This is a genomic window from Bacillus cereus group sp. N24 (assembly GCF_016483345.1).
Classification (GTDB): Bacteria; Bacillota; Bacilli; order Bacillales; family Bacillaceae_G; genus Bacillus_A; species Bacillus_A toyonensis.
In genome coordinates this window covers 366,567-392,985 of sequence record NZ_JAEHCA010000001.1, presented here as the reverse complement: position 1 = coordinate 392,985, position 26,419 = coordinate 366,567, and the positions used below count along the sequence as shown (strand labels likewise).

Here is a 26,419-nt window from a genome sequence, read left to right as displayed (position 1 = left end):
GCCCGATTGGTTAAGGCTGATTAAAGTTTCACTTTATATGGGTTATTATGGATAGTTGCATGCAGACATATGCGTAGTTTAAATTACATATTGTATATTTTTAACTTTAACGCTATAATAATAGTGTTAAAGATGGAATCGTGATATGACCTGTTATGAATCTATCGTTTTATTTATGAATAAATGGATTGGTATTTTAGCAAGATGTGCTAATACACTACTCCACCATGATGATAACGTGCCCAAAATGTGGTGCGTATATTTTCGTGGTGGAGTTTTTTTATTCTCAAAAAGGGGGAAAGACCATGAATGACAACATGGTTCATATTACAATTGACGGAAAAAAGTATACAGCGGAGCCCGGTTCAACGATATTAGGCATCATTAATGACAACGGGATTGAACATCCGCAAATTTGTTATGTACCAGAAGTAGACCCTATTCAAACGTGTGACACTTGTATTGTAGAAGTTGATGGAAAGTTGATGAGATCTTGTTCGACAGTGGCGACGGAAGGTATGGACATTGAACTCGGTTCTGGTCGTGCGAAAGAAGCACAAACAGAGGCGATGGATCGATTATTAGAAAACCATTTATTATATTGTACGGTATGTGACAACAATAATGGGAACTGTAAACTGCATAATACTGCAGAATTAATGGAGATTGAACATCAAAAATATCCTTACGAACCAAAAGTAGATGTAAGTGAAGTTGATATGACTCATCCGTTTTATCGCTACGACCCTAATCAATGTATCGCATGTGGTCAATGTGTAGAGGTGTGCCAAAACTTACAAGTAAATGAAACGATATCTATCGACTGGGAAGCCGAGCGTCCTCGTGTTATTTGGGATAATGGCGTAGATATCAATGATTCTTCATGCGTGAGCTGTGGGCAATGTGTAACGATTTGTCCTTGTAATGCTTTAATGGAGAAATCAATGCTTGGTGAAGCTGGATTTATGACGGGATTAAAGCCGGATATTCTTGAACCGATGGTAGATTTAATTAAAGAAGTTGAGCCTGGATATAGCGGTATTTTTGCGGTATCAGAAGTGGAAGCGGCCATGCGTGAGACTCGTACGAAGAAAACGAAAACAGTATGTACATTTTGCGGTGTCGGTTGTTCATTTGAAGTGTGGACGAAAGGGCGTAAAATCCTTAAAGTACAACCATCTTCAGATGCGCCAGTTAACGCAATTTCAACTTGTGTAAAAGGGAAATTTGGTTGGGACTTCGTAAATTCTAAAGAACGAATTACGAAACCATTAATTCGTAAAAATGGAACGTTTGTTGAATCTACATGGGAAGAAGCACTGAATGTAGTTGCAAATAAATTAGGCGCTATTAAAGAAGAGTACGGCAAAGGTTCTATCGGATTTATCTCTTCCTCTAAAATTACGAATGAAGACAATTATGTCATTCAAAAATTAGCTCGGCAAGTATTTAGAACGAATAATATTGATAATTGCTCACGTTATTGCCAATCACCAGCAACGGATGGTTTATTCCGTACAATTGGTATGGGCGGTGATGCAGGAACGATTAAAGATATTGCGCAATCTGGTCTTGTTATTATTGTAGGATGTAATCCGACAGAAGGTCATCCTGTTTTAGCTACACGTATTAAACGGGCACATAAATTACACGGACAAAAGTTAATTGTAGCGGATCTTCGTAAAACAGAAATGGCAGAGCGATCAGATGTCTTTATTAGTCCAAAACAAGGAACAGACCAAGTATGGTTAATGGCTGTTGCGAAATATATGATTGATCAAGGTTGGCATGATCAGGAGTTTATTAATGAAAATGTAAACTTCTTTGAAGATTTTAAAGAGAGCTTAAAAGAATATACACTTGAATATGCAGAAGAAGTAACAGGTATTTCAACAGAAACACTTATCCAAATGGCTGAAATGATTCGTGATGCAGATGGTACATGTATCCTTTGGGGTATGGGGATAACGCAAAATACAGGTGGTTCTGATACTTCCGCTGCAATTTCAAACTTACTGCTTGCAACAGGGAATTATCGTCGTTCAGGTGCAGGTGCCTACCCACTTCGAGGTCATAATAACGTACAAGGTGCTTGTGATATGGGAACTTTACCAGGATGGCTTCCTGGATATCAGCACGTTACGAACGATATGGAACGTACGAAATTTGAAATGGCTTACGGAGTGGAAATTGATAGTGAACCAGGTCTTAATAATATTGAAATGCTTCACGCAATTGAAGAAGGAAAGATGAAAGCTATGTATCTTGTCGGAGAGGATATGGCTCTTGTAGACTCGAATGCAAATCATGTACATGAAGTGTTATCAAGCCTTGATTTCTTCGTTGTACAAGATGTTTTCCTTTCTAAAACTGCTCAATACGCAGATGTTGTATTACCGGCAGCACCATCTCTTGAGAAAGAAGGTACTTTCACAAATACAGAGAGACGTGTGCAAAGATTGTATCAAGTTCTTCCTACGCTTGGCGATGCGAAGCCAGACTGGTGGATCGTGCAGGAGATTGCGAATAAATTAGGTGCAAACTGGAATTATAGTCACCCAAGTGAAATTTTTGCTGAAATGGCAAGCCTATCACCGCTATTCTCACAAGCAAACTATGAAGTACTTGAAGGATGGAATAGTTTCCATTGGGGAAGTTTTGATGGAACGAATACACCGCTACTTTTCCAAGATGGATTTAATTTCCCAGATAAAAAAGCGCGTTTTGCGATTGCTGACTGGGTACGTCCAGCTGAATTCCCAGCGGAGTTCGACCTTTACATTAACAACGGTCGTATGTTAGAACATTTCCATGAAGGAAATATGACAAATAAATCAACAGGTATTCAAACGAAAGTACCTGGCGTTTTTGTTGAAGTTTCTCCAGAACTTGCAAAAGAACGTGGCGTGAAAACAGGTTCATTAGTGCGCCTTGTTTCTCCTTTTGGAGCACTAAAATTACGGGCACTTGTAACGGATCGTGTAAAAGCGAATGAGTTATATTTACCGATGAACTCTACAGATAATGAATCGGCAATTAATTTCTTAACAGGCCCTGCTGTTGACGTACGCACGAATACACCTGCTTATAAACAGACGAAAGTGCGCATGGAAGTGTTAGAAGTTAATGGCGAAAATCCGGTGCCAAAAGCGAACCCGCGTAATAAAAAACGTCATCCTCAAGCTGGTATTGAGGTAGATCGTAAGTGGGCACGTCCAGGGTATGTACATTTAACGGATAAGTAGGGAGGAGAAAAAATATGGCTGCACCTATTAAAACGATTCAAAAACATGAATTAACTGAGGAAGAAATAAAACAGCAAAAGTTAGATGATTTAAAGGAGCTTCTAGCTAATAATGAAGAAGCTTTAAATCAAATGTTTCATATTGTCGGGGAATTGAATGATATTGGCATGCTAGAAGCAGCAAATTCTATGCTGAAAGCGAAAGAACCAATCGCAAAGATCGTTCTCGGTCAAGTAACTCGTAAACCTGTTACAAATTTAATTAATAATATGATGGGTGCTGCAGGTGCTTTAACAGAACTTGACCCAGAACTTACGAAAAAACTTATAGGTAGTTTATTAGTAGGACTGGAAGAAGGTAATGAGCATCTAGAAAGTAATAAAAAAGTGGGGATATTCGATCTTATGAAAGTATTAAAAGATCCAGATATTAACCGTGCTATCGGGTTTGGTCTTCATTTCCTAAAAGGTATGGGTAAAGGATTAAAAGACGAATAAACTTCATGAAGTTAACCTTTTCGTCCAAATATTTGTACGAAATAGTTTGGGCGAAAAGATCATTTTGGTAAAATATATAATAAAGTAAAATGAGGCTCTTAGGAGGTATGATTTTATGACGAAAAAGGTACATGAATTTAATGATATGATACGAAAACTCCGAAAGGAACTATTCGGAAAAGGACCAGAACGAATTCATACTGTATTTGCTGAAAATATGGCGATTGCAACACTGTATGGGAACTTAACACCTACTGAGAAATTCATTTCAAGTACGATGGATGGCGCGGAAATGGTTCATATGGCTAGAACGAAAATGATTCAAGAAGTTTACGCTGCGAATTCTCGTGAACATTTGGAGGAACTTGTTGGAGCGAAATTAGTGAACTTATTTTCAGATATGAAAGTAGAAGAAGATATTGCTGTTTCGGTATTTGTTTTTGATAAAAATATAACGTGAGAGAAGGATGCTGATCGTGAAACCGATACAGGTAGAAAGAGAAGTGTTCCGTTATGAACAAGGGGCGTTTAAGCATATAGAGGACAGCATTGTAACAGAGTTTCCAGTCACAATTAAAATGAACGGACAGGAGTTTGTTACAATGGTTAGTACTCCAGAATATATAGAAGATATGGTAATAGGCTTCTTAGCATCTGAAGGAATCATTCGGAAGTATGAAGATATTGATGACATATGGGTACAGGAGAAAGAAGGATTTGTACATGTGACGACAACAAAAATAAACCCGTATTACGAACAAATGCAAAATAAACGTTATATTACTTCGTGCTGTGGTATGAGTAGGCAAGGGTTTGTTTTTGCAAATGATGCATTAAGCGTAAAGAAAATGAATGGTGTCCATGTAAAGGTTGCTGTCGAAGATTGTTTTCGTCTAATGAATGAAATGCAGCAATCTGCGGATACATTTCGACATACTGGCGGAGTGCATAACGCAGCTTTATGTGATGTAAATGGTATTATTTTAGGCCGAATGGATATTGGTAGGCATAATGCGCTAGATAAAATTTACGGTTATTGTTTAAAAAATAATATTTCTATAAAAGATAAAATCATTGTTTTTAGTGGTCGTATTTCTTCAGAAATATTATTGAAAGTTGCAAAAATCGGCTGTGAAATTATACTATCAAAATCAGCGCCAACTGAATTAGCTTTGCAGTTAGCGGAAGAGTTAGGCATTACTACGATAGGGTTTATTCGTAATCAGTCTTTAAATATATATACGCATCCAGAACGTATTTTAAATATAAAATAAGTAAAAGTGAGGCAAGGAAGATGAAATCAATTACATTAGACAAATTGCATCGTCCGTTAAAGGATTTACGTATTTCAGTTACTGATCGCTGTAATTTTCGCTGTCGATATTGTATGCCAGAAGAAATATTTGGTCCTGATTATTCGTTTTTGTCTAATGATAAAATTTTATCTTTTGATGAGATTGAAAGGATAACACGTATTTTCGTTTCTTTAGGTGTGAGAAAGTTACGGATTACAGGCGGAGAGCCGTTACTTCGAAGAGGGCTTCCAGAGCTTATTGAGCGGCTTAATAAAATAGATGGTGTGGAGGATATCGGTTTAACAACAAATGGATCGTTACTTAAAAAGTTTGCGCCTGATTTATATAAAGCGGGGTTATCACGTGTGACAGTTAGTCTGGATTCATTAGAAGAAGAGCGATTTTTCTATTTAAATGGTAATAGAAGCAAAGTGCAAAGGGTTCTTGAAGGTATACAGGCTGCGGCTGAAGTTGGTATGAAAATTAAAATAAACATGGTCGTTCAAAAGGGGAAAAACGAACAGGACATCTTGCAGATGGCGCAATACTTTAAGGAAAATAAGCATATTCTTCGTTTTATTGAGTATATGGACGTTGGAAATTATAACGGTTGGGAGTTAGGTGAAGTTATTTCCAAACAAGAAATAGTAAATACAATTCGTGAGGTTATGCCGTTAGAACGGATAGAAGCAAATTATCCAGGTGAAGTAGCTACTAGGTACCGTTATATAGGCAGTGATGAGGAAATAGGTATCATTTCATCTGTAACTGATTCTTTCTGCTCATCATGTACGAGAGCTCGCATTTCTGCAGAAGGAAAATTGTATACTTGTTTATTTGCTTCTAAAGGAAATGATTTGAGAGCATTGCTTCGGTCGGGGGATACGGATGAGGAAATTACAGATGTAATTCACGACATTTGGAATAATCGAGAAGATCGATATTCAGACGAACGCTTAAGTCATACTAATAAGAAAACAATGCCTAAAATTGAAATGTCACATATCGGTGGTTAATATATAAGGCTGACATAATAGTGGAAAATGGAAAGTGTGCAAGAGATGTGGACTTTCTATTTCATAGTAAAAGTGATGATTGATCTCTCTGTAAAAGATGTGCAGAGACATTAAGCAGCATTCAAAAACCTTTATTTTCAGGAGGTTTTTTGAAGCTGCTTTTTTATTTGGAGAAAATGGAGGAATTGGTAATGGCATTTCATAAACCGGAACAAATTGCTGAACTCGTAATCGAGGCCGGTGTTCAAAAAGTAAGCCAGACGCTGCCAGCAATGCTTATTCTCGGTTTTTTAGGAGGAGCATTTATATCATTAGGATTTTTACTTAACATTCGAGTTTTAGGTAATTTGCCGGAGCATTGGGGAAGTTTAGTGAATGTTTTAGGAGGAGCAGTGTTTCCTATTGGGCTTATGCTCGTAGTGTTAGCAGGAGGAGAATTGATTACAGGAAATATGATGTCACTGTCTATGGCGCTTTATGCAAAGAAAATTACATTGATAAGTGTACTGAATAATTGGGCTTGGATTACTGTAATGAACTTTGTTGGTGCAATTTTCGTTGCGTATTGCTTTGGACATCTTGGCGGATTAACAGAGGGGGATTATTTAAATAAAACGTTAGCGATAGCGGAAGGGAAGTTACACGAATCGTTTGGGAGAACTTTAATTTTGGCGATTGGTTGTAATTGGCTCGTTTGTCTTGCTCTTTGGCTCGCTTACGGGACGAGTGATTTTGTCGGAAAGATAATTGGGATTTGGATTCCAATTATGGCATTTGTAGTGATTGGATTTCAACAAGTAGTAGCAAATATGTTTGTCATATCAGCGGTTATTTTTGCAGGTCATCTGACGTGGCTGGACCTTGCTAAAAACTTTGTTCCTGTTTTTATCGGAAATGTCATTGGAGGAGCTGGATTTGTAGGGTTTGCTTACTTTGCTTGTTATCAAAAACAAGACTCTAATGTGAAATAGATTTCTTGAAAGGAAGGGTATGCAATGGAGGAGCGGTATTCTCGGCAACAGTTGTTCAAACCAATCGGGAGTAAAGGGCAAGAAAAAATTCGGAATAAGCATGTGTTAATTGTAGGAGCAGGTGCATTAGGAAGTACAAGTGCAGAAAGTCTCGTGCGTGCAGGTATTGGTAAGTTGACAATTATTGATCGTGATTACGTAGAGTGGAGTAATTTACAAAGACAACAACTTTACTCTGAAGAAGATGCAAGAGGGAAAATCCCGAAAGCAATTGCTGCTAAAAAACGGTTGGAACAAATTAATTCAGAAGTACAAATACATGCTTTCATAATGGATGCAAGTGTAGAAAACATGGAAGGGCTATTAGAAAATGTCGATGTAATCATTGATGCTACAGATAATTTTGATATTCGATTTATCATAAATGATTTATCACAAAAACATAATATTCCGTGGGTATATGGATCTTGTGTTGGATCGTACGGTATGAGTTATACGATTATTCCGCAAAAAATGCCGTGTTTACATTGTGTACTGAAGAATGTTCCCGTTATAGGTGTGACGTGCGACACGGCTGGGATTATTAGTCCAGCTGTTCAAATCGTTGCGGCATATCAAGTGGCAGAAGCACTCAAAATTTTAGTGGAAGATTACTCAGTAATTAGAAAGACGTTTTTCATGTTTGATATATGGAGTAATCAAAATCATTTTATAAAACCAGGAAAAATAAAAACGGACGATTGTCCATCGTGCGGTTTAAATCGAGCTTATCCTTATTTATCATACGAAAACCAAACGAAGGTAGCTGTTTTATGCGGAAGAAATACAGTTCAAATAAGATCAATAGAAAATAGGCAATACAATTTTGATGACGTAGAAAAAGTATTAAAAAAACTTGGGGAAGTAGAGCGGAATCCATATTTACTATCTTGTCAATTAGAGGATTATCGCGTCGTTATTTTTCAAGATGGTCGTGTGTTCATTCATGGTACAAACGAAATTCCAAAAGCGAAACAACTATATTATCGCTTATTCGGTTAATAGAAAGGGTTGTCAATAATGGGAAGAAGAGTGCCAATTACGGTTGCAGAAGCTATTCGAAAAGTGATGGGATTTGTTAACAATGGCTTAAAAGAGCTACTACCTATTGAATTAGCTTACGGACGTATATTAGCGGAGGATTTAGTAGCTGATCATGACGTACCTTCATTCAATCGTTCACCGTATGATGGGTTTGCTATTAGAGCAGAAGATACGAATTTAGCAAGTTATGAAACGCCAATTGTATTTGAAGTAGTTGGTGAAATTGGCGCAGGATCACTATTTGATGAGAAAGTAGGTTCGTTTCAAGCAGTTCGAATTATGACAGGAGCACAAATTCCAAATGGTTGTGATGCGGTTGTTATGTTAGAACTGACTCGTCAATATGAGGATAATGGGAACGATTATATGGAAGTGAAACGCTCATTCAAAACGGGTGATAATATTTCTTTTTAAGGTGAAGATGCTCGTAAAGGAACGGTTCTTGCAAAGAAAGGATCGTACATTAATCCAGGTATTTCAGCTCTTCTTGCTACATTCGGTTATAGTGAAGTGCCAGTTGCGAAAAAGCCAGTAATTGGACTATTAGCGACTGGTAGTGAATTACTTGATGTAAATGAGTCGTTAGAGCCAGGGAAAATTCGAAATAGTAATACGTACATGATACTGTCTCAAATTCGAAGAGTGGGCGGAAGAGTAAAATACTTTGGGAAGTTTAGTGATGATTTTGATACGTGTTTTACAGCTGTGAAAGATGCGTTAAGTCAAGTAGATATGCTCATTACAACGGGCGGTGTATCAGTAGGAGATTACGATTATTTACCAGCTATATATGAAAGGTTAGGTGCATCCGTTCTTTTCAATAAGGTTGCAATGCGACCAGGAAGTGTAACGACTGTAGCACAATTAAATGGCAAGCTATTATTTGGTTTATCAGGAAATCCATCAGCATGTTATGTAGGATTTGAGTTGTTTGTAAGACCATGTATTCGTGCGTATATGTTTAGTGAAAAAGCGCATTTGAAAAGAGAAAAAGCATTATTAGGAAAAGATTTTCTGAAACCAAATCCATTTACAAGATTTGTACGAGCAAAACTGACATGTAATGAAGGGCAATTAATTGCATATCCATCAGGATTTGATAAGTCTAGCTCGGTTTCTTCATTAGCAGAATCGAACGCTTTTATCGTATTGCCAGGCGGGACAAGAGGATATAAAAAAGAAATGTTTGTCGATGTTCTTTTATTAGAAGATAACGAAGGTAGTGAATGGCCTTGGACATTTTATAAGAGAGGTGTTTCTAATGGGGCAATCACTATTTGAGATTGTAGAAAAACCAATTTTAGTGGAAGAAGTAACGAATAAAGTCGCAAGAAGAGAAGCGGGTGCGATTACAACATTTATTGGTACGGTGAGAGAATTAACAAAAGGAAAACGAACGCTACATTTAAAGTATGAAGCATATAAACCGATGGCAGTAAAACAACTTACAAGAATTGGTGAGGAAATTAACGGGAAATGGCCGGACGCACAAGTAGCCATTACGCACCGTGTAGGGCGGCTGGAAATAATGGATATTGCGGTAGTTATTGCAGTTTCATCACCGCATCGTAAAGTAGCTTATGAAGCGAATGAGTACGCGATTGAACGCATAAAACGCATCGTTCCAATTTGGAAAAAAGAATTTTGGGAAGGTGGAACGATGTGGATTGGAGATCAACTTGAAAATACATCATATCCAGAAGGAAAACCGAAGAAGGAAGAATGAGAAAATGATTACAATTTTACTGTTTGCAAATTTGCGTGAGGAAGTCGGATCGGATCAATTAATAATTTCAGAAAAAAAAGAAATGACTGTTGGACAATTAAATGAATGGTTGAAAGATAGTTATCATTTGCAATCTTTGGGTACAGTAATGGTTGCAATTAATGAAGAGTTTGTAACGAATGAAGAGATGATAAAAGCTGGAGATATCGTCGCATTAATCCCGCCTGTAAGTGGGGGATAATAATGCTTTCTCGCAACGATGACTATTAAAGACATTAAAAAATAGATGGAAACTTTCATCAGTTGAAGTAATAAGAAGATGCTATATATAAATTAGAATAAGAGAAGGGATGAGCTCTATGCTTACTCAAGAACAAATAATGAACGCATTACAACATGTAGAGGATCCAGAGTTACACAAAAGTGTTGTAGAATTAAATATGGTTAGAAATGTACAAATACATGGAACAGAGGTTAAGCTTGAAGTAGTGTTAACCATTCAAGGGTGTCCGTTAAAGGCGAAAATTCAACAAGATGTGGAAGAGTCCCTTCACGCAATTGGTGCATCTAAAGTGGATGTAACATTTGGTTCGATGACACAAGAAGAAAGAGCTATGCTAACAGAAAAATTAAAGAAAAATAGTAGAACAGAAACAGGTATGCCAAGCATGCTCCGTCATGATTCAGGTGTACATTTTATTACTGTAACGAGTGGGAAAGGCGGAGTCGGAAAATCAACGGTGACAATTAATCTTGCTACTGCCTTAGCTAGAATGGGTAAAAAGGTTGGGATTTTAGATGCAGACATATATGGTTTTAGCATTCCGGCTATGATGGAAACGAATCAAAAACCAACAATGATTGATCAAACAGCAATTCCAGTCGTTAGTCACGGTGTTAAAATTATGTCAATGGGATTTTTTACAGAAGGAAATAATCCAGTCATGTGGCGTGGACCGATGTTAAATAAATGGATTCAAAACTTCCTTGCGAATACACACTGGGGAGATTTAGATTATTTACTTCTCGATTTACCACCTGGTACAGGAGATGTTGCCATTGATGTTGCAGCGATGATCCCACAGGCGAAAGAAATTATCGTTACAACGCCGCACAATGTAGCTTCATTTGTAGCTTCTAGAGTAGGCGAAATGGCAAAACATACAAAACACGAGATTGTAGGAATTGTGGAAAATATGGCTTATTACGAAGAGCAAGATGGATCGAAAAATTATCTCTTCGGAAAAGGGGGCGGCGAAATGTTAGCAGAACAATTGCAAACAGAAGTAATTGCACAAATACCTTTTGCAAAACGTGAAGAAAATAACGATTCATCTGTATATGATGAAGACTCTCTCGTTGGAGAAGTATTTACTGCATTAGCAGAAGATATTATTTATAGAGGATAGAGGAGGAAGTTTAATATGGTATGTAATATTGATCATTCTATTGAAGATGTAATGAATAAGCTTGAAAGTCAAAAGGATTTTTTATCTGAAATTCTTTTCAAAGATTTGAATGGATTTTTGCAAAATAAACATTCGCAGGAAATATTAAACGACATTTTTCATTTATTAAAAAAGTATGACTTAGTCAGTGAAGAAGAACGAGAGAAGAGAAATGCACAATTATTGCACATTATGAATTAGATACTCTCTGGCTTTAAAGTTTTTTCAGAAGGGGTGAATGTGATGGGTATGAAAAAGATGATTGAAACGATAGAAACAACAAAAGTGACTGACGTAGAATTATCGATTCCTACTTTACATCAAATGCTTGTGAAACTGTATAGCGAAAAAAATGTTACAAATTATACAGAGCTCTTAAAATATAGTTTGTCTTTATCTATAAATCTTAAGTTAAATCTTGTGTTGAAATATTTTGGTGTGCGTCCGATCGTTGCTTCTGATGAACGTATGCAATTTCAAGAGATATTTAAATGTTTAGCTAAGCAAGATGATAATGGGGAATGGTTTTTGAATTTCGTTTCTTTATATGTAGGGTTAATTGTTGTTCTTCATTTTGATGAGAAAGAGATTGAGAGAAGTTTTTTTGATGATGTGGTTGTGGTGGGTGAAGGAAGTGAAATATAAAGTTCTGTTCATAACATCTTTCTTTTTAATAGCTGTAATCGCGCTTTATATTGATTATATAAATGTAAAGATAATCAATTAAAATAAAGGAATGAAACTAGTTTGCTAAAAAGTGTTCTTCAGTTGTTTCTATCGTTTTTTCATGTTACCATTAAGCGAATTTTTCATAGGGAGAGAAAGCAATGAAATGGATTTATTTTATTATTATTAATGTTATAGCTTTTAGCCTTATGGGGCTTGATAAGCGAAAAGCAAAGAAGAAACAGTGGAGAACGCCAGAAAGCACGTTGTTTTTATCAGCGGCAGCTGGAGGAGCTGTTGGAGCTTGGATCGGTATGTATATGTTTCACCATAAAACGCATAAAAAGAAATTTGTTTTCGGCATACCGTTACTTGTTGTAATAACGGTATGTTTATTTTTCGCTATATGAGAAATGTCGAAAGAATTACAGATTGATTATTGGTAAAGTGAGCATATGAAACCGTATAATGGAGAAAAAATGAGAAGAGGAGAAAAAGGAAGATGGGGAGTCAATCAGCACAGCAAAAAAAAGGGATTATATATGCGGCTGGTGCTTATACGATGTGGGGAATCCTACCGATTTATTGGAAATGGGTTGAGGAAGTTCCAGCAGATGAAATATTAGCACACCGCATTGTTTGGGCGTTCGTTTTTATGTTAATCGTATTAGCTGTTACGAAGAGATTTCGTCAGTTTGTTGGGGAGTTTGTGAATCTTTTTAAACGACCTAAATTATTAATGTCATTAACAATTGCTTCAATTTTGATTAGTGGGAACTGGTTTGTCTACATATGGGCCGTTAATCATAATCATGTCATTGAAGCGAGTCTTGGGTATTATATTAATCCACTTATTAGTATTTTACTTGGTACAGTCGTATTAAAGGAAAAGTTAAACTTTTGGCAATATGTTGCAGTAGGTTTAGCTGGAGTAGGGGTTATCATTTTAACAATACGTTTTGGATCCATTCCATGGGTTTCTTTATCACTTGCCTTTTCATTTGGATTATACGGATTAACGAAAAAATTGTTAAACTATGATGCGACGATTGGGCTTACGATGGAAACGATGTTAGTGACGCCGTTTGCGCTCATTTATCTCGTTATGACAGGGGTACATGGTTTCGGTTCATTTGGAGCTATTTCAATGCTATCGACGTTACTTTTAATAGGAGCAGGTATTGTTACAGCGCTACCACTATTTTATTTTGCAAAAGGAGCACAACTTATTCCGCTTTATATGGTAGGCTTTTTACAATATATTGCGCCAACGATTAGTTTAATTTTAGGTGTATTTGTATTTGGTGAACATTTTACATCTACTCATATGATGGCATTTTTCTGTATATGGGTTGCTTTATTTGTATTTTCAATAGCGAAGACAAAGTTTTTAGTGCAGAAACAACCGAAATTTATAAAAAATAAATCAGCAAAAGTATCTTAATGCGTAGTATTTTCTACGCATTTTTCTTTATACTGATACTATATAGAATTTCCATTATAGCTAGTAGGGAGCTGAGAACATGGAAACAATTTTACATAATGATCCGCTGATGGCTGCTGTAATTTCGTGGTTTATAGCACAGTTAACAAAAGTAGTCTTTAAATTAGTTAAAACGGGTGAATTTGATTTTGCAAAATTTTTTGCTTCAGGTGGGATGCCAAGTTCTCATGCTTCAACTGTTACAGCGCTTGCGACAGGTGTTGGAGTTGTGGAAGGTGTGGAAAGTACCATATTTGCAGTGGCTGCAATCTTTGCAATCATTGTTATGTATGACGCTTCAGGAGTAAGGCTTGCGGTAAGTAAACAAGCGAAAATATTGAATGAATTTTTTCATGGTAAACAAACAGAATATAAGAAGTTAAATGAGCTTGTCGGACATACACCGTATGAAGTAGTAGTCGGTGCTTTATTAGGGGTTATTGTCGGAGTGGGATATTGCTTATGAGCAGAACATAATATGTGTTCTGCTTTTCTTTGTTTTTACACATATTCGGTTGCTTTTTTGAATATCGTTATACGGATTTCGAAAGGGTAGGTGAATGCCTTGTTATTATATGAAAAAGTGCATGAAGAAATAGCGAGAAGGACAACTGCACTTCAAACGATGCAAAGGCAAGATGGTACGTGGAGATTCTGTTTTGAAGGAGCACCATTAACTGATTGCCATATGATATTTTTATTAAAATTATTAGGTAGAGATAAAGAGGTAGAACCGTTTGTAAAAAGATTAGCTTCACTCCAAACGAATGAAGGGACATGGAAATTGTATAATGATGAAATGGGGGGCAATTTATCTGCTACCATTCAATCTTATGCTGCCCTACTTGCTTCGAAAAAGTATACAAAAGAAGATGTGAATATGAAGCGAGCGGAAATGTTTATTACAGAACGTGGGGGAGTGGCGCGTGCTCATTTTATGACGAAGTTTTTATTGGCAATTCATGGAGAGTATGAATATCCTTCGCTCTTTCATTTGCCAACACCGATTATGTTTCTGCAAAATGATTCCCCCCTCAGTATATTTGAATTAAGTAGTTCGGCACGTATCCATTTAATTCCGATGATGTTGTGTTTAAATAAAAGGTTTCGTGTAGGGAAAAAGTTACTGCCTAATTTAAATCATATTGCGGGCGGGGGCGGAGAATGGTTTCGGGAGGAGCAATCTCCAATGTTTCAAACATTATTAGGTAATGTGAAACAAATTATATCTTATCCGCTTTCCTTACATCATAAAGGAAATGAGGAAGTAGAACGTTTTATGAAAGAGCGTATCGATGAGAATGGAACGTTATATAGTTACGCAAGTGCTTCGTTTTATATGATTTATGCTTTACTTGCGCTAGGACATTCTATTCAATCGCCAATGATTCAAAAGGCTATAACGGGGATAACATCTTATATATGGAAGATGGAAAGAGGGAACCATTTACAAAATTCCCCGTCAACTGTATGGGATACAGCATTACTTAGTTATGCGTTGCAAGAGGCTCGTGTTTCGAAAGAAAGTAAAATGGTTCAAAATGCGTCAGCATATTTATTAAAAAAACAACATAAGAAAGAAGCTGATTGGAGTGTGCATGCGCCCGCGCTTATTCCGGGCGGTTGGGGTTTTTCTGATGTGAATACGACAGTTCCTGATGTTGATGATACAACAGCTGTGTTAAGAGCATTGGCACAAAGTAGAGGGAACGGAAATGTGGATGATGCTTGGAAGAAAGGGACGAATTGGATTAAAGGATTACAAAATAATGATGGTGGTTGGGGAGCATTTGAAAAAGGCGTGACAAGCAAGTTATTAGCGAATTTACCAATCGAAAACGCAAGCGATATGATTACGGATCCTTCTACACCAGATATTACAGGCAGAGTGTTAGAGTTTTTTGGGACATATACGCAAAATGAATTGCCCGAGAAACAAAAACAAAGTGCAATCAACTGGTTAATGAATGAACAGGAGGAAAATGGATCGTGGTATGGAAAATGGGGCATTTGTTATATATATGGTACATGGGCAGTGATGACTGGCTTACGGGCGTTAGGAATTACTTCTGCTCACCCTTCTTTAAAACGAGCAACTTTATGGCTTGAACATATACAGCATGAAGATGGTGGCTGGGGAGAATCTTGTCAAAGTAGTGTGGAAAAAAGATTTGCTACTTTACCATTTAGTACACCATCGCAAACAGCATGGGCTTTAGATGCTCTTATTTCTTACTATGATAAAGAAACACCGGCTATTCGAAAAGGTATTTCATATTTGCTTGCGAATCCTTATGTAAATGAAAAATACCCTACTGGAACAGCTTTACCAGGTGGGTTTTATATTCATTACCATAGCTACGCTCATATATATCCGTTACTTACTTTAGCGCATTATGCAAAAAAATATAAAAAATAAACCGAGAGATGTTTCTCGGTTTATTTTGTTGGGTAGTAGGTCCCTGTTGAAAAGAATAAGGTTATGATTTACCCTTATTTTTCTGTTGAATGGCGTTTTTGACGTGCATCAGCGGCATTTGCACGTGCGTTTGCTTCTAAGTCGTTGTGGTCAGCGAGTTCACGAGAGAACTCAACATCAATACCATCAGTGGCTTTGCTTTGTTTGAAATTTTTTTTGTTCATTCGACACAATCTCCTTGCACTTTATCCCGCATAGCGGGTAGTAAAACTCCCACCTCAAAATTCAGATGGAACAAAGAAGCTAGGTGGGAGATTAACTGCCCGTAAATGCCCGATTGGTGAGGGCTGATAATCAGTGGGGGATGAACAAACTTCCCACTGATTAAAGTTTCACTTTATGCGACGTTGCAAAGTTAGTTTGACACAAATAGACTTTTTTATACAAAGAGGATTTGGAAAGCAAAAAGCCGAAATATACAGTATAAGTAATAGAAATGGGGGATAGGGATGGGATTTTTAAATGGGAAAACAGCTGTTGTAACAGGTGGCGCCCAAGGAATTGGAAAAGAAATTGCACGAGTTTTTGCTAGGCTTGGGGCTAAAGTTTTAATTAGTGATGTAAATGAAGAAAAACTACAAAAAACGACACGTGAATTATCGGACGAAGGATATGAAGTAAGCTTATATCGATGTGATGTAAGTAATCAAAATGAAGCGAAATCATTAATTGAGTATGCAGTTCAAAAATTTGGGACACTGCATATTTTAGTAAATAACGCTGGAATTACAAAAGATGCAATGTTACATAAGATGGAGAAATCAGCTTGGGAACAAGTATTACAAGTAAACTTAACTGGCGTTTTTTATTGTATGCAGCCAGCTCTTCTTTATATGAGACAACAACAATATGGGCGCATTATTAATATTTCTTCAATAAGTAGAGAAGGGAATATTGGACAAGCAAATTATGCGGCAACGAAAGCTGGCGTTGTCGGTTTAACGAAAACAGCAGCGAAAGAAGTTGGAAGCTTCGGTATTACTTGTAATGCAATTTGTCCAGGATTTATGGATACGGATATGACAAAAACAATACCAGATAAAGTAAAAGAAAAAATGGTTGGAGCAATTCCGGTTGGTAGAATTGGAACGCCAGAAGATATTGCGAACGCGGCGGCCTTTTTAGCGTCAGAATACGCATCCTATATTACAGGAGAAGTATTAAATGTGAGCGGAGGGCTGCAAGTTTAAAGGAATACATAATGAAAAGAACCTGACCGAGTGGATCAGGTTCTTTCGATTTAATTTAAGTTTAACCAAACGCTCTTCACTTCTGTATAGTTATTTAATGCATAAGATCCCATTTCACGGCCAAGACCAGATTGTTTAAACCCTCCAAATGGAGATGCTGCATCAAAGACGTTATAACAGTTTACCCATACTGTACCTGCGCGTACTTTACTTGCAACATAGTGTGCTGTCTTAACATTTTCTGTCCATACACCAGCTGCCAAGCCAAATTGTGATTTATTCGCACGTTCAATTACTTCATCAATATCGTTAAACGGTATTGCAGAAATAACTGGACCGAAAATTTCTTCTTTTGCGATTGTCATCTCATCATTGACGTCGGCGAATACTGTAGGAGAAACGAAGTAGCCTTGATCAAATGGATTACTTCCTCCACAAAGTACTTCAGCGCCTTCTTCAATCCCTTTTTCAATGAAGCCCATTACACGTTTTTGTTGTTCTTCGGAAACGAGAGGACCGATTGTAGTTTCTGGACTTAGACCAGCACCTTGATTTAATTTTTTAGAATAAAGGACGAGATCAGCCATGACATTATCATACATTTTCTTCGGAATAAATAAGCGTGATCCAGCAGAGCATACTTGTCCTTGGTTAAACATAACACCAGAAAGTGCACCAGGAATAGCGCGAGATAAGTCGGCGTCTGGTAAAATAATATTTGGTGATTTACCACCAAGTTCTAAAGTAACACGTTTTAATGATTCGGATGCTTGTCTCATAATTTGTTTGCCAACTGGAGTAGAACCAGTAAATGCAATTTTATCAACGAGTGGATGATTAACGAGAGCTTGTCCAGCTGATTCACCGAATCCAGGAACGATATTAATAACACCTTTCGGGAATCCAGCTTCTTCAATTAATTCAGCTAAGTATAGAGCGGATAGTGGAGTTTGTTCTGCAGGTTTTAAAACGATTGTACATCCTGTAGCAAGCGCCGCTCCCATTTTCCACATTGCCATAAGAAGCGGGAAGTTCCAAGGGATAATTTGACCAACGACACCAACAGCTTCATGGCGTGTATAGTTAAAGTAATCACCGGAAACAGGAATTGTTTGACCAACGATTTTCGTCGCCCAGCCAGCATAATAGCGCATATGCTCAATTGCAAGTGGTATGTCTGCTGCCATTGTTTCACGGATTGGCTTTCCATTATCTAACGTTTCGAGCTGTGCAAGCTCTTCTTTATGTTCTTCCATTAAATCGGCAAGCTTGTACATAAGGCGGCTTCGTTCAGCAGTGCTCATGCGAGACCAAGGGCCTTCGTCAAAAGCCATGCGAGCTGCGACTACAGCTTTATGAATATCTTCGCGACCAGCTTCAGAAACGATGGCAAGTGTTTCGCCAGTTGCAGGGTTAGGCGTTTTAAATGTTTTACCGGAAGCGCTTTCAACGAAAGATCCATTCACATATAACTTTTTCGTGCCTTGAAGAAACTTTTCTACCTTTTCATGAAGATTTACAGCTAGTTGACTCATTGTATAACCCCCTTGAAAATATAATGTAAACGCAGTACGAGACGGCGTTTATTCCGAAATCAAGGATGTAGGAACTAGATGGAAAGCCTCTAATTAAAATCATAATTAACAATTACTGAAAATTCAAATTTCATTTGTGTTACAATTGTAAAAAATATGTAATATAAGAGAGTCTTCTATATAATTATAAAAAATCCTGCTTGTTTTTGCTTTCTAGTAGGAAAAACTAGAAGAACAATGGTACAATAATACATCGTGAGAGGAGGGAGAAAATGAAGAATTATCATGATGATCCACGCTTTCGAATTGCCCATAGAGAAGCGTTAATTGGTCTTGGACTTGCTATTATCAATTTTATAATATGGTACGGATTTGCTTATGGGCTTGGTAGTGAAAATCCAAGTGAATATACATATGTATTCGGTTTTCCAGCATGGTTTTTTTATAGTTGTATTGTTGGATTTGTCGTAATGGTTATTTTGCTTAGTTTAGTTGTTCGTTTTGTATTTCAAGATATTTCACTCGATGAGGAAGAAAAAAAGTGAGGAATAATAGATGAATTGGTATGTAATCATTCCAATGATAATTTCGTTTATCGTTGTATTTTTAATTGGTATATATGCTTCAAGACGCGTACAAGCGACTGCTCATAATAAATTTTTGCAAGAATATTTTCTTGGTGGACGTGAGCTTGGCGGTTTATTATTAGCGATGACAATGATTGCTACGTACGGTAGTGCAAGTAGTTTCATTGGTGGCCCTGGTATTGCTTACAATATGGGACTTGGATGGGTATTATTATCTGCGATTCAAGTTGTAACAGGGTATATCGTTTTAACGGTTATCGGTAAAAAGTTTGCAATTATTGCTAGGAAGATGGAAGCAATTACGCTTATCGATTATTTAAAAGGAAGATACAATAATAAAGCGGTTGTTATACTTTCGGCGTTATGTATTATTATCTTTTTATTTTCAGCAACAGTAGCCCAGTGGGTCGGCGGTGGACGATTAATTGAGTCGCTAACAGGTCTATCTTATACAACAGCACTATTTTTATTTACTTTTTCTGTACTTGTGTACGTATTAATTGGTGGGTTCCGCGCAGTTGCGTTATCAGATACGTTATTAGGTATCATTATGTTAGTTGGAACGACAATCATTTTAGTTGCTACTGTTATTGCTGGTGGTGGAATTGAAAAGATTATGCAGGAACTTGTTCAAATCAATCCGAATTTAATTACACCATTCGGAGCAGATGGTAGTTTAACGAAATCATATGTTACATCGTTTTGGATTTTAATTGGAATTGGCGTTGTCGGTTTACCACAAATTAGTGTGCGTGCTATGTCTTATAAAAATTCAAAAGCTATGCATCAAGCTCTAATCATTGGAACGGTTGTCGTTGGTACAATTATGATCGGGATGCATTTAACGGGTGTATTTGCACGAGTAGTACTTCCTGGTATAACGGTACCAGATAAAGTCATGCCGCTACTCGCGATGGAAGTGTTGCCGCCTTGGCTAGCTGGCGTTTTCTTAGCGGCACCAATGGCAGCAATTATGTCTACAGTAAATTCGCTATTGTTACTTGTAAGTTCATCGATTATTAAAGATATATATGTAAATTACATAAATAAAGATGCAGCAGACAGTACGATAAAAAAAGGAAGTTTGTGGATTACGGGTATTGTAGGACTGCTCGTTTATGCAGCGGCGATTAAACCACCAGATTTTTTAATATGGTTAAATTTATTTTCTTTCGGTGGATTAGAGGCAGCATTCATTTGGCCGATCGTCTTAGGGTTATATTGGAGAAAAGGGAATGCAACTGGAGCGCTCGCTTCCATTTTAGTTGGGGTAGGCTCATATATGTGTATTCATCTTTTCTACCCAAATCCGTTCGGTATACATACAGTTGTCTTCCCAATTTGCTTTGCGTTTATCGCTTACATAGTGGGAAGTATGATTGCTGTGAAAAAAACAGCATAGGCTAGATGAGGAACGTAGTCCGTATAGGACTGCGTTTTTTTATATAAATTTCATCTTTTTTATTCTGTATATGTAGGGCTATTCATAAATTAATAACAACTGAGGGGATGGAGTTGAGGTCGATGAAAAAAGTGTTATTTTTAGGAGACCCGGGAATAGATGACTCTTTAGCAATTATGTATGGATTGTTGCATCCTGATATTGATATTGTTGGCGTAGTAACTGGATATGGGAATGTAACACAAGAAAAAGCGACAAGTAATGCAGCGTATTTATTACAGTTAGCAGGTAGGGAAGATATACCAGTTATTAATGGTGCGAAAATCCCTTTATCTGGAGATATTACAACGTATTATCCAGAAATTCACGGGACGGAAGGTTTAGGGCCAATTCGTCCTCCGAAAAACCTTTCTCCAAATATAAAGCCTTTTTGTGAGTTTTTCGATATTCTTGAAAAATATAAAGGAGAATTAATCATTGTTGATGCTGGTAGGTCAACGACATTAGCGACAGCGTTTATTTTAGAAAAGCCGATGATGAAATATGTAAAAGAATATTATATAATGGGCGGTGCTTTTTTAATGCCTGGCAATGTTACACCAGTGGCGGAGGCGAATTTTCATGGCGATCCGATTGCGTCACAGTTAGTTATGCAAAATGCGAAGAATGTAACATTAGTGCCGCTTAATGTTACATCCGAGGCAATTATAACGCCAGAGATGGTAAAATATATTACGAAACATTCTAAAACGAGTTTTAATAAGTTAATCGAGCCGATATTTACGTATTATTATAAAGCTTATAGAAAGTTAAATCCGAAAATAAAAGGAAGTCCAGTACATGACGTCGTTACAATGATGGTTGCGGCAAATCCATCCCTTTTAGATTATGTATATCGTCGTGTCGATGTAGATACAGCTGGAATTGCAAAAGGAGAAAGTATTGCAGATTTCCGTCCTCAACCTGATGCAAAAGCCTTGAAAAATTGGGTACGAATTGGTTGGTCATTACATTATAAAAAATTTCTTGAGGATTTTGTGAAAATCATGACGTAGACATAATAGGAGTATACAAGTTAAAATAATGGAGATGGTTATTTAAATGACCATCTCCATTATTTTGTTTTTTAAAGATAGAGAGAAGAGTTATACAATAGGAGAGGAATTTTACTTGAAAAAAACTATAGTATGCGCAGTAATTGTGGGTATTTTCGTTTTGCTAATATCGGGTAACTTTTTAGTGAAAAAAGTATGGAGTTCAAATAATGATGATGCACAGTATATTGCATCTTTTATTGAAGAACATAAAGATGAAAAAAATAGTGCGCTTCTAGTAAAGAGAAATGATAAAGTTGTTTATTCTGTAAATCCAAATGTTGTATTGCCAGTTGCTAGTACGATGAAATTAATTGTGGCGCTTGAATATACGAAACAAGTTACAGAAGGGAAAATTGACCCGGCTAGTTTCGTTTCAATTAATGATGTCAATCGATATTATGTACCGAATACAGATGGTGGTGCACAAGATAGATGGCAAAGGTATTTGGAGAAGACAGGCAAGATAACTGAAGGAGCCGTTACTTTAGAAGACGTGGCAAAAGGAATGGTTAAGTTTAGTTCGAATGCTAATGCGGAATATTTAATGGAAGTGTTAGGATTAGATAATATTAATCGAAATTTACAAAGTTTATCGCTCCCTGCACATCAACCACTATTTCCGATTGTTTCATCTTTATATATCCCGGGATATTTGCATAAAGAATTACATGTTCCAAAATATAAAATAGAGAAAAAATTAAAAGAAATGACTCAAGAGCAATATCGTGAATATGCGATGATTATTCATGAGCGCTTAAAAAAGAAGGGGTCATTATTACAGAAAGAAATTCCTCTTTATTTAGAGGAACGTTATGATAAAATTTGGTCAGATAGATTACCAGCTGCGTCCGCAAACGATTATATGGTATTGCTGCAAAAGGCAAACCATAAAGGTGGCCTGACAGAAGCTGAAGAAAAAGTGTGGGCGAGTATCGTTGAAACAGATATGAGTGCCAAGAAATATCGTAAAACATTCAGACACGCAGGACAAAAGAATGGGTATACGCCATGGACGGTTACAAAAGCGGTTTATGCTATGGATAAGCGCGGGAACTGTACAGAAATTGTATTCTTAGCGAATAATTTAAATGAAGATGACAGTGCAGAAATACGTAAACATTTAGCAAATTTACATTTCCAAGTGTTGCAAAGTGATAAGTATGATGCGACTTTTATTAAATAAACTCGGTGCATAAAGCACCGAGTTTATTTTTGTCCCGCTATTTGTGGACAGTAAGACTCCCATCTCAAAATTGGGCGAATGCGAGAGAGTTAGGTGGGAGTACAATTGCCTGTAAAAGGCCGATTGGTAAGGGCTAATTAAAGTTTCACTTTATGTATAAGCACTTTTTTACTATCTCTGGGTATGATGGGTAGTAATACTTAGGTGAAAGGGGAAAAGGTGATGAAACAGAGTAAAGAAGAATTTATAAAGAATGAAGGCGCTGATTTCCCTGGGAAAACATATGTGGATTGTGTATTACAACATGTATTTAATTTTCAGTATAACTACTTATTAAAAGATATGTTTCAAGTGCATAAAGCGCATATTATGATGCTGACTGAAGAAAGTTTAATAAAAAAAGAAGAAGCTACAGTTATATTAAAAGCACTAAAAAAGGTAGAAGGAATGCCCAAAGATCAATTGCGATATACAGAACAACATGAAGATCTCTTTTTTTTAGTTGAACATTTAATTTCTCAGGAAGCAAAGTGTGATTTTGTAAGTAATATGCATATCGGTCGAAGTAGAAATGATATGGGAGTAACGATGTATCGTATGAGCTTAAGACGATATGTATTACGATTAATGGAACACCATTTATTATTGCAAGAAAGTATATTGCAACTTGCTGATGATCATAAGGGAACAATTATGCCAGCTTATACACATACACAACCAGCACAGCCAACAACGTTTGGTCATTATATGTTAGCAATTTATGATACGATGCAAAGAGACTTAGAACGAATGAAAAAAACGTACCAAATTTTAAATCAGTCTCCGATGGGGGCAGCTGCACTTTCAACAACAAGTTTTCCTATTAAACGAGAACGAGTTTCTCATTTACTTGGATTTACAAATGTAATTGAGAACTCATATGATGCTGTCGCTGGAGCGGATTATTTATTAGATGTTAGCTCGTTACTTATGATAATGATGACAAATACGAGTAGATGGATTCATGACTTCTTATTATTAGCGACGAAAGAATATGATGGTATTACTGTTGCGAAGCCATATGTGCAAATTAGTAGTATTATGCCACAAAAACGAAATCCAGTTTCAATTGAGCATGCTCGTGCTATTACGAGTAGCGCTTTAGGAGAAGCATTTACAGTATTTCAAATGATTCATAATACACCATTTGGGGATATTGTCGATACGGAAGATGACTTACAGCCGTATTTATATAAAGGAATCGAAAAGACGATTCGCGTATTTTCTATTATGAATGCAGTCATTCGAACGATGAAAGTAGAAGAAGGAACGTTAAAAAGTCGTTCCTATAAACATGCAATAACGATAACTGATTTTGCAGATGTTTTAACAAAAAACTATAAAATTCCATTTCGGCATGCTCATCATGCAGCAAGTACGATTGCTAATATGTCATTGGTGCAGAAAAAGGAGCTTCATGAATTACATTTCAAAGATGTAAATATATACTTACAAGAAAAATTTAAAATACATTTATTAGAAAAAGAGTGGAAAGAAATTATATCGCCAGAAGCTTTTATTCAAAAAAGAAATGTATACGGAGGACCGAGTAAAAAAGAGATGGAACGAATGATTCAAAAGCGTAAAGAGTCATTTGAAAATGAAGAAGAGCGATTTGAAACGGAAAAACGGAGAATATTACGAGCTGAATATAATTTGAACATATTAGTTTCAAATATTATCGAATCGTAAAAGAAGGATTTAATGAATTAATCGCCAATACTTAATTAAAATATAAATGGAGAGAAGAGATTGTCGATGATTCAATTACACGTATATAAAGAGATTCTTCATTTTAAAGAAGATGTTACACCATTTTTAGAAAAGAATGAGCAGGAAAATAATTTAATGTTAGGTATATTACAAGTAGCTCAAGAACCGACGTTTATGGGGGTAGCGAAACGAGGAGAAGAAATTACAGTTGTATTTCTTCAAACAGAAGAGAAGATACAAATGATTGTTGCAACTTCTGAAAATTCAGAAGTAGATATAGTGAAACTTGCAAAAGAGTTATCGAAAGTATATCCGGACATTCCTGGATTGATCGGTAATAAGGAAATTGTACAGAAATTAGCTGAAGAGCTTGCGGTGTTAGAAAATAAGAAAACGAATGTTGTAATGAAACAAGGTGTATATGCATTACAACAAATTAAGAAGAAGTGGAACGAGGATGGAATTTTTCGAGAAGTAACTAATGATGAGTTGCCATTAATAGAAAAATGGATATATCAATTTTGTGAAGATGTGAAGCTCCCAACTACGAAAGAAGAAGCGGAACAAACCGCACATACATTAATCACTAATAATCGTCTATTTGGTCTAGAAGTAGATGGGAAACTCGTTTCTGTAGCTGCAAAAACGAGACCAACTACAAATAATATAACAGTAAATTTCGTTTATACCCCGAAAGAAGCACGAAAAAAAGGGTACGCATCTAATTGTGTAGCGGCACTCAGTCAACGTATGTTAGACGAAGGGTACAAGACGACTACACTATATACTGATTTAGCCAATCCGACATCTAATAAAATTTATCAAGAAATTGGTTATGAACAAATTGCGGAGTCTGTGCTCATATTTTTAGAGAAGTAGAATAAAAAGGCGTGCTATTTTAGCACGCCTTTTTATTATTCATCAATTCTAATAACTTCGCCTTGCGGGAAGTTCTCAGTTTCTAGTAAGTTACGAATAGCTTTTGCCACATATTCAGGTGATAATAGCTTTCCTTCTTCTTTTAGTGTGATGAATCGGTCTAAATTTGTGAAGTCTTCTTTATTTGTTTCACGAATTTGTACTTGCATATTTGTATCCACAACACCAGGTGCAAAAGCGACGATTTTTACTGGATATTCTTTTTCCTCTTCTTCAGTCGCTACGCATTGTGTAAACATATTCACACCAGCTTTCGTAGTACAATAAGCGCCCCAGCCAAAGTAAGGTTTTTTTCCTGCACCAGATGAAATGTTTACAACGCGTTTATCTACTTTCCAGTCTTTCGTATGTTTCATGAACATAGATGTAAGAATCATAGGGGCAAGTAAATTAATGTGAACGTTCGTAATGAATTGTTCGCTTTCTGCTTTTTCAATCGGCTTCATAGGTGCAACTGTACCCGCATTATTAATTAAATGAATAGAAGATACATTGTCTTCTTTAATGGATGAAATGATTTCGTTAAAGTTAGTTTCTAAATGATGTACATCTTGAAGATCTAAGGAATGGAAAATACAATTGCTGTTATATTGTTCTGCAAGTTTAGTAAGCTCTTTATTTTCTCTTCTAGAAATAGAGATGATGGTTGTGCTTTCTTCTAATAATTGCGCGGCAATTGCCTCACCTAAACCTTGTGAAGTTCCTGTTATGATAACGTAGCGCATAGTTTTATAAACTCCTCTCGTATGTGCGGAATTTTGTTGGACAACGTACACTCTATAGTTTGTCTACATTTTATAGTATAGAGCACTTTTTACTATAAAT

26 protein-coding genes and 1 pseudogene are annotated in these 26,419 nt (G+C 36.5%); 24 read left to right on the top strand and 3 right to left on the bottom strand.

Annotated features, from left to right (window positions below; all coding sequences use genetic code 11):
- Positions 1-305: 305 nt before the first annotated feature.
- The 17 genes and pseudogenes from fdhF (at position 306) to JDS95_RS01835 (ending at position 15,849) form a co-directional block, all read left to right on the top strand.
- On the top strand, positions 306-3,245 hold the full coding sequence (fdhF, locus tag JDS95_RS01915) for a formate dehydrogenase subunit alpha (protein ID WP_000999392.1): 2,940 nt from the start codon (positions 306-308) through the stop codon (positions 3,243-3,245).
- Positions 3,246-3,259: 14 nt separating this feature from the next.
- On the top strand, positions 3,260-3,742 hold the full coding sequence (locus JDS95_RS01910; RefSeq protein WP_085450452.1) for a helical membrane plugin domain-containing protein: 483 nt from the start codon (positions 3,260-3,262) through the stop codon (positions 3,740-3,742).
- Positions 3,743-3,857: 115 nt separating this feature from the next.
- Positions 3,858-4,202, top strand: a complete 345-nt coding sequence (locus tag JDS95_RS01905; protein ID WP_000163331.1) for a Na-translocating system protein MpsC family protein — start codon at positions 3,858-3,860, stop codon at positions 4,200-4,202.
- A 16-nt stretch (positions 4,203-4,218) separates the two neighbouring features.
- Positions 4,219-5,016 (top strand): formate dehydrogenase accessory sulfurtransferase FdhD, encoded by a 798-nt coding sequence (gene fdhD / locus JDS95_RS01900; protein ID WP_000802696.1) that lies wholly within the window; start codon positions 4,219-4,221, stop codon positions 5,014-5,016.
- Positions 5,017-5,036: 20 nt separating this feature from the next.
- Positions 5,037-6,053: a GTP 3',8-cyclase MoaA gene (moaA, locus tag JDS95_RS01895; RefSeq protein ID WP_144467326.1), complete on the top strand. Its 1,017-nt coding sequence runs from the start codon at positions 5,037-5,039 to the stop codon at positions 6,051-6,053.
- Positions 6,054-6,244: 191 nt separating this feature from the next.
- The gene (locus JDS95_RS01890) at positions 6,245-7,024 is read left to right on the top strand and encodes a formate channel (RefSeq protein ID WP_000863999.1); all 780 of its coding nucleotides are present in this window, start codon (positions 6,245-6,247) and stop codon (positions 7,022-7,024) included.
- A 24-nt stretch (positions 7,025-7,048) separates the two neighbouring features.
- Positions 7,049-8,065, top strand: a complete 1,017-nt coding sequence (locus JDS95_RS01885; RefSeq protein ID WP_000392756.1) for a molybdopterin-synthase adenylyltransferase MoeB — start codon at positions 7,049-7,051, stop codon at positions 8,063-8,065.
- Between the two features lie 18 nt (positions 8,066-8,083).
- Positions 8,084-9,388, top strand: a pseudogene (locus JDS95_RS01880) (molybdopterin molybdotransferase MoeA).
- Positions 9,369-9,833 carry a molybdenum cofactor biosynthesis protein MoaE gene (locus tag JDS95_RS01875; protein WP_000531611.1) on the top strand — a complete coding sequence of 155 codons (465 nt, stop codon included), beginning with the start codon at positions 9,369-9,371 and terminating at the stop codon, positions 9,831-9,833. The pseudogene JDS95_RS01880 and the gene JDS95_RS01875 overlap by 20 nt, the downstream one beginning before the upstream one ends.
- 4 nt (positions 9,834-9,837) lie before the next feature.
- Complete coding sequence (moaD, locus tag JDS95_RS01870) at positions 9,838-10,074, top strand: molybdopterin converting factor subunit 1 (RefSeq protein WP_000628492.1); 237 nt, start codon at positions 9,838-9,840, stop codon at positions 10,072-10,074.
- Between the two features lie 118 nt (positions 10,075-10,192).
- A complete protein-coding gene (locus tag JDS95_RS01865; RefSeq protein WP_000957521.1) occupies positions 10,193-11,242 on the top strand; it encodes a P-loop NTPase in 1,050 nt (349 codons plus the stop codon).
- A gap of 15 nt (positions 11,243-11,257) precedes the next feature.
- A complete protein-coding gene (locus JDS95_RS01860) occupies positions 11,258-11,482 on the top strand; it encodes a hypothetical protein (protein ID WP_000227055.1) in 225 nt (74 codons plus the stop codon).
- 42 nt (positions 11,483-11,524) lie between these two features.
- Positions 11,525-11,926, top strand: coding sequence for a hypothetical protein (locus JDS95_RS01855; protein WP_199690189.1), 402 nt, complete (start codon positions 11,525-11,527; stop codon positions 11,924-11,926).
- 182 nt (positions 11,927-12,108) lie between these two features.
- On the top strand, positions 12,109-12,357 hold the full coding sequence (locus JDS95_RS01850) for a DUF1294 domain-containing protein (protein ID WP_000871326.1): 249 nt from the start codon (positions 12,109-12,111) through the stop codon (positions 12,355-12,357).
- A gap of 92 nt (positions 12,358-12,449) precedes the next feature.
- Entirely contained in the window at positions 12,450-13,391 is a 942-nt protein-coding gene (gene rarD / locus JDS95_RS01845; protein ID WP_000535548.1) for an EamA family transporter RarD, read from the top strand.
- Positions 13,392-13,470: 79 nt separating this feature from the next.
- A complete protein-coding gene (locus JDS95_RS01840; RefSeq protein WP_000447810.1) occupies positions 13,471-13,896 on the top strand; it encodes a divergent PAP2 family protein in 426 nt (141 codons plus the stop codon).
- A gap of 99 nt (positions 13,897-13,995) precedes the next feature.
- The gene (locus JDS95_RS01835; RefSeq protein ID WP_000928161.1) at positions 13,996-15,849 is read left to right on the top strand and encodes a terpene cyclase/mutase family protein; all 1,854 of its coding nucleotides are present in this window, start codon (positions 13,996-13,998) and stop codon (positions 15,847-15,849) included.
- A 74-nt stretch (positions 15,850-15,923) separates the two neighbouring features.
- Here the strand turns inward: JDS95_RS01835 and JDS95_RS01830 are convergent, their stop codons facing one another.
- A complete protein-coding gene (locus JDS95_RS01830) occupies positions 15,924-16,073 on the bottom strand; it encodes a YfhD family protein (RefSeq protein ID WP_001035812.1) in 150 nt (49 codons plus the stop codon).
- A 285-nt stretch (positions 16,074-16,358) separates the two neighbouring features.
- Between JDS95_RS01830 and fabG the strand changes: the two genes are divergently transcribed.
- Positions 16,359-17,099 (top strand): 3-oxoacyl-ACP reductase FabG, encoded by a 741-nt coding sequence (gene fabG, locus JDS95_RS01825; protein WP_000506443.1) that lies wholly within the window; start codon positions 16,359-16,361, stop codon positions 17,097-17,099.
- 50 nt (positions 17,100-17,149) lie between these two features.
- On the opposite strand, the gene dhaS is transcribed toward fabG, so the two are convergent.
- The gene (gene dhaS, locus JDS95_RS01820) at positions 17,150-18,634 is read right to left on the bottom strand and encodes an aldehyde dehydrogenase DhaS (protein WP_000080298.1); all 1,485 of its coding nucleotides are present in this window, start codon (positions 18,632-18,634) and stop codon (positions 17,150-17,152) included.
- Between the two features lie 272 nt (positions 18,635-18,906).
- Between dhaS and JDS95_RS01815 the strand changes: the two genes are divergently transcribed.
- From JDS95_RS01815 to JDS95_RS01790, 6 genes are all read left to right on the top strand, one after another.
- Positions 18,907-19,179 (top strand): YhdT family protein, encoded by a 273-nt coding sequence (locus tag JDS95_RS01815; RefSeq protein ID WP_199690188.1) that lies wholly within the window; start codon positions 18,907-18,909, stop codon positions 19,177-19,179.
- Positions 19,180-19,189: 10 nt separating this feature from the next.
- A complete protein-coding gene (gene panF, locus JDS95_RS01810) occupies positions 19,190-20,623 on the top strand; it encodes a sodium/pantothenate symporter (RefSeq protein WP_001104810.1) in 1,434 nt (477 codons plus the stop codon).
- A 107-nt stretch (positions 20,624-20,730) separates the two neighbouring features.
- Positions 20,731-21,678, top strand: coding sequence for a nucleoside hydrolase (locus JDS95_RS01805; protein WP_073990662.1), 948 nt, complete (start codon positions 20,731-20,733; stop codon positions 21,676-21,678).
- A gap of 115 nt (positions 21,679-21,793) precedes the next feature.
- Entirely contained in the window at positions 21,794-22,903 is a 1,110-nt protein-coding gene (locus JDS95_RS01800; protein ID WP_000751360.1) for a serine hydrolase, read from the top strand.
- A 222-nt stretch (positions 22,904-23,125) separates the two neighbouring features.
- Positions 23,126-24,634: an argininosuccinate lyase gene (gene argH, locus JDS95_RS01795; RefSeq protein WP_000813957.1), complete on the top strand. Its 1,509-nt coding sequence runs from the start codon at positions 23,126-23,128 to the stop codon at positions 24,632-24,634.
- Between the two features lie 60 nt (positions 24,635-24,694).
- Positions 24,695-25,534, top strand: a complete 840-nt coding sequence (locus tag JDS95_RS01790; RefSeq protein ID WP_134853376.1) for a GNAT family N-acetyltransferase — start codon at positions 24,695-24,697, stop codon at positions 25,532-25,534.
- A 35-nt stretch (positions 25,535-25,569) separates the two neighbouring features.
- Here the strand turns inward: JDS95_RS01790 and JDS95_RS01785 are convergent, their stop codons facing one another.
- Positions 25,570-26,319 carry a (S)-benzoin forming benzil reductase gene (locus tag JDS95_RS01785; RefSeq protein WP_001271043.1) on the bottom strand — a complete coding sequence of 250 codons (750 nt, stop codon included), beginning with the start codon at positions 26,317-26,319 and terminating at the stop codon, positions 25,570-25,572.
- Between the last annotated feature and the right edge of the window lie 100 nt (positions 26,320-26,419).

Coding starts and splice junctions, on each gene's coding strand:
- JDS95_RS01905 (WP_000163331.1), top strand. CDS start 3,858: ATGACGAAAAAGGTACATGAATTTAATGATATGATACGAAAACTCCGA.
- JDS95_RS01875 (WP_000531611.1), top strand. CDS start 9,369: ATGGGGCAATCACTATTTGAGATTGTAGAAAAACCAATTTTAGTGGAA.
- panF (WP_001104810.1), top strand. CDS start 19,190: ATGAATTGGTATGTAATCATTCCAATGATAATTTCGTTTATCGTTGTA.
- dhaS (WP_000080298.1), bottom strand. CDS start 18,634: ATGAGTCAACTAGCTGTAAATCTTCATGAAAAGGTAGAAAAGTTTCTT.
- fdhF (WP_000999392.1), top strand. CDS start 306: ATGAATGACAACATGGTTCATATTACAATTGACGGAAAAAAGTATACA.
- JDS95_RS01890 (WP_000863999.1), top strand. CDS start 6,245: ATGGCATTTCATAAACCGGAACAAATTGCTGAACTCGTAATCGAGGCC.
- JDS95_RS01840 (WP_000447810.1), top strand. CDS start 13,471: ATGGAAACAATTTTACATAATGATCCGCTGATGGCTGCTGTAATTTCG.
- JDS95_RS01885 (WP_000392756.1), top strand. CDS start 7,049: ATGGAGGAGCGGTATTCTCGGCAACAGTTGTTCAAACCAATCGGGAGT.
- JDS95_RS01815 (WP_199690188.1), top strand. CDS start 18,907: ATGAAGAATTATCATGATGATCCACGCTTTCGAATTGCCCATAGAGAA.
- JDS95_RS01785 (WP_001271043.1), bottom strand. CDS start 26,319: ATGCGCTACGTTATCATAACAGGAACTTCACAAGGTTTAGGTGAGGCA.
- JDS95_RS01805 (WP_073990662.1), top strand. CDS start 20,731: ATGGAGTTGAGGTCGATGAAAAAAGTGTTATTTTTAGGAGACCCGGGA.
- rarD (WP_000535548.1), top strand. CDS start 12,450: ATGGGGAGTCAATCAGCACAGCAAAAAAAAGGGATTATATATGCGGCT.
- JDS95_RS01855 (WP_199690189.1), top strand. CDS start 11,525: ATGGGTATGAAAAAGATGATTGAAACGATAGAAACAACAAAAGTGACT.
- JDS95_RS01850 (WP_000871326.1), top strand. CDS start 12,109: ATGAAATGGATTTATTTTATTATTATTAATGTTATAGCTTTTAGCCTT.
- JDS95_RS01865 (WP_000957521.1), top strand. CDS start 10,193: ATGCTTACTCAAGAACAAATAATGAACGCATTACAACATGTAGAGGAT.
- fabG (WP_000506443.1), top strand. CDS start 16,359: ATGGGATTTTTAAATGGGAAAACAGCTGTTGTAACAGGTGGCGCCCAA.
- argH (WP_000813957.1), top strand. CDS start 23,126: ATGAAACAGAGTAAAGAAGAATTTATAAAGAATGAAGGCGCTGATTTC.
- moaA (WP_144467326.1), top strand. CDS start 5,037: ATGAAATCAATTACATTAGACAAATTGCATCGTCCGTTAAAGGATTTA.
- JDS95_RS01910 (WP_085450452.1), top strand. CDS start 3,260: ATGGCTGCACCTATTAAAACGATTCAAAAACATGAATTAACTGAGGAA.
- JDS95_RS01860 (WP_000227055.1), top strand. CDS start 11,258: ATGGTATGTAATATTGATCATTCTATTGAAGATGTAATGAATAAGCTT.
- JDS95_RS01830 (WP_001035812.1), bottom strand. CDS start 16,073: ATGAACAAAAAAAATTTCAAACAAAGCAAAGCCACTGATGGTATTGAT.
- moaD (WP_000628492.1), top strand. CDS start 9,838: ATGATTACAATTTTACTGTTTGCAAATTTGCGTGAGGAAGTCGGATCG.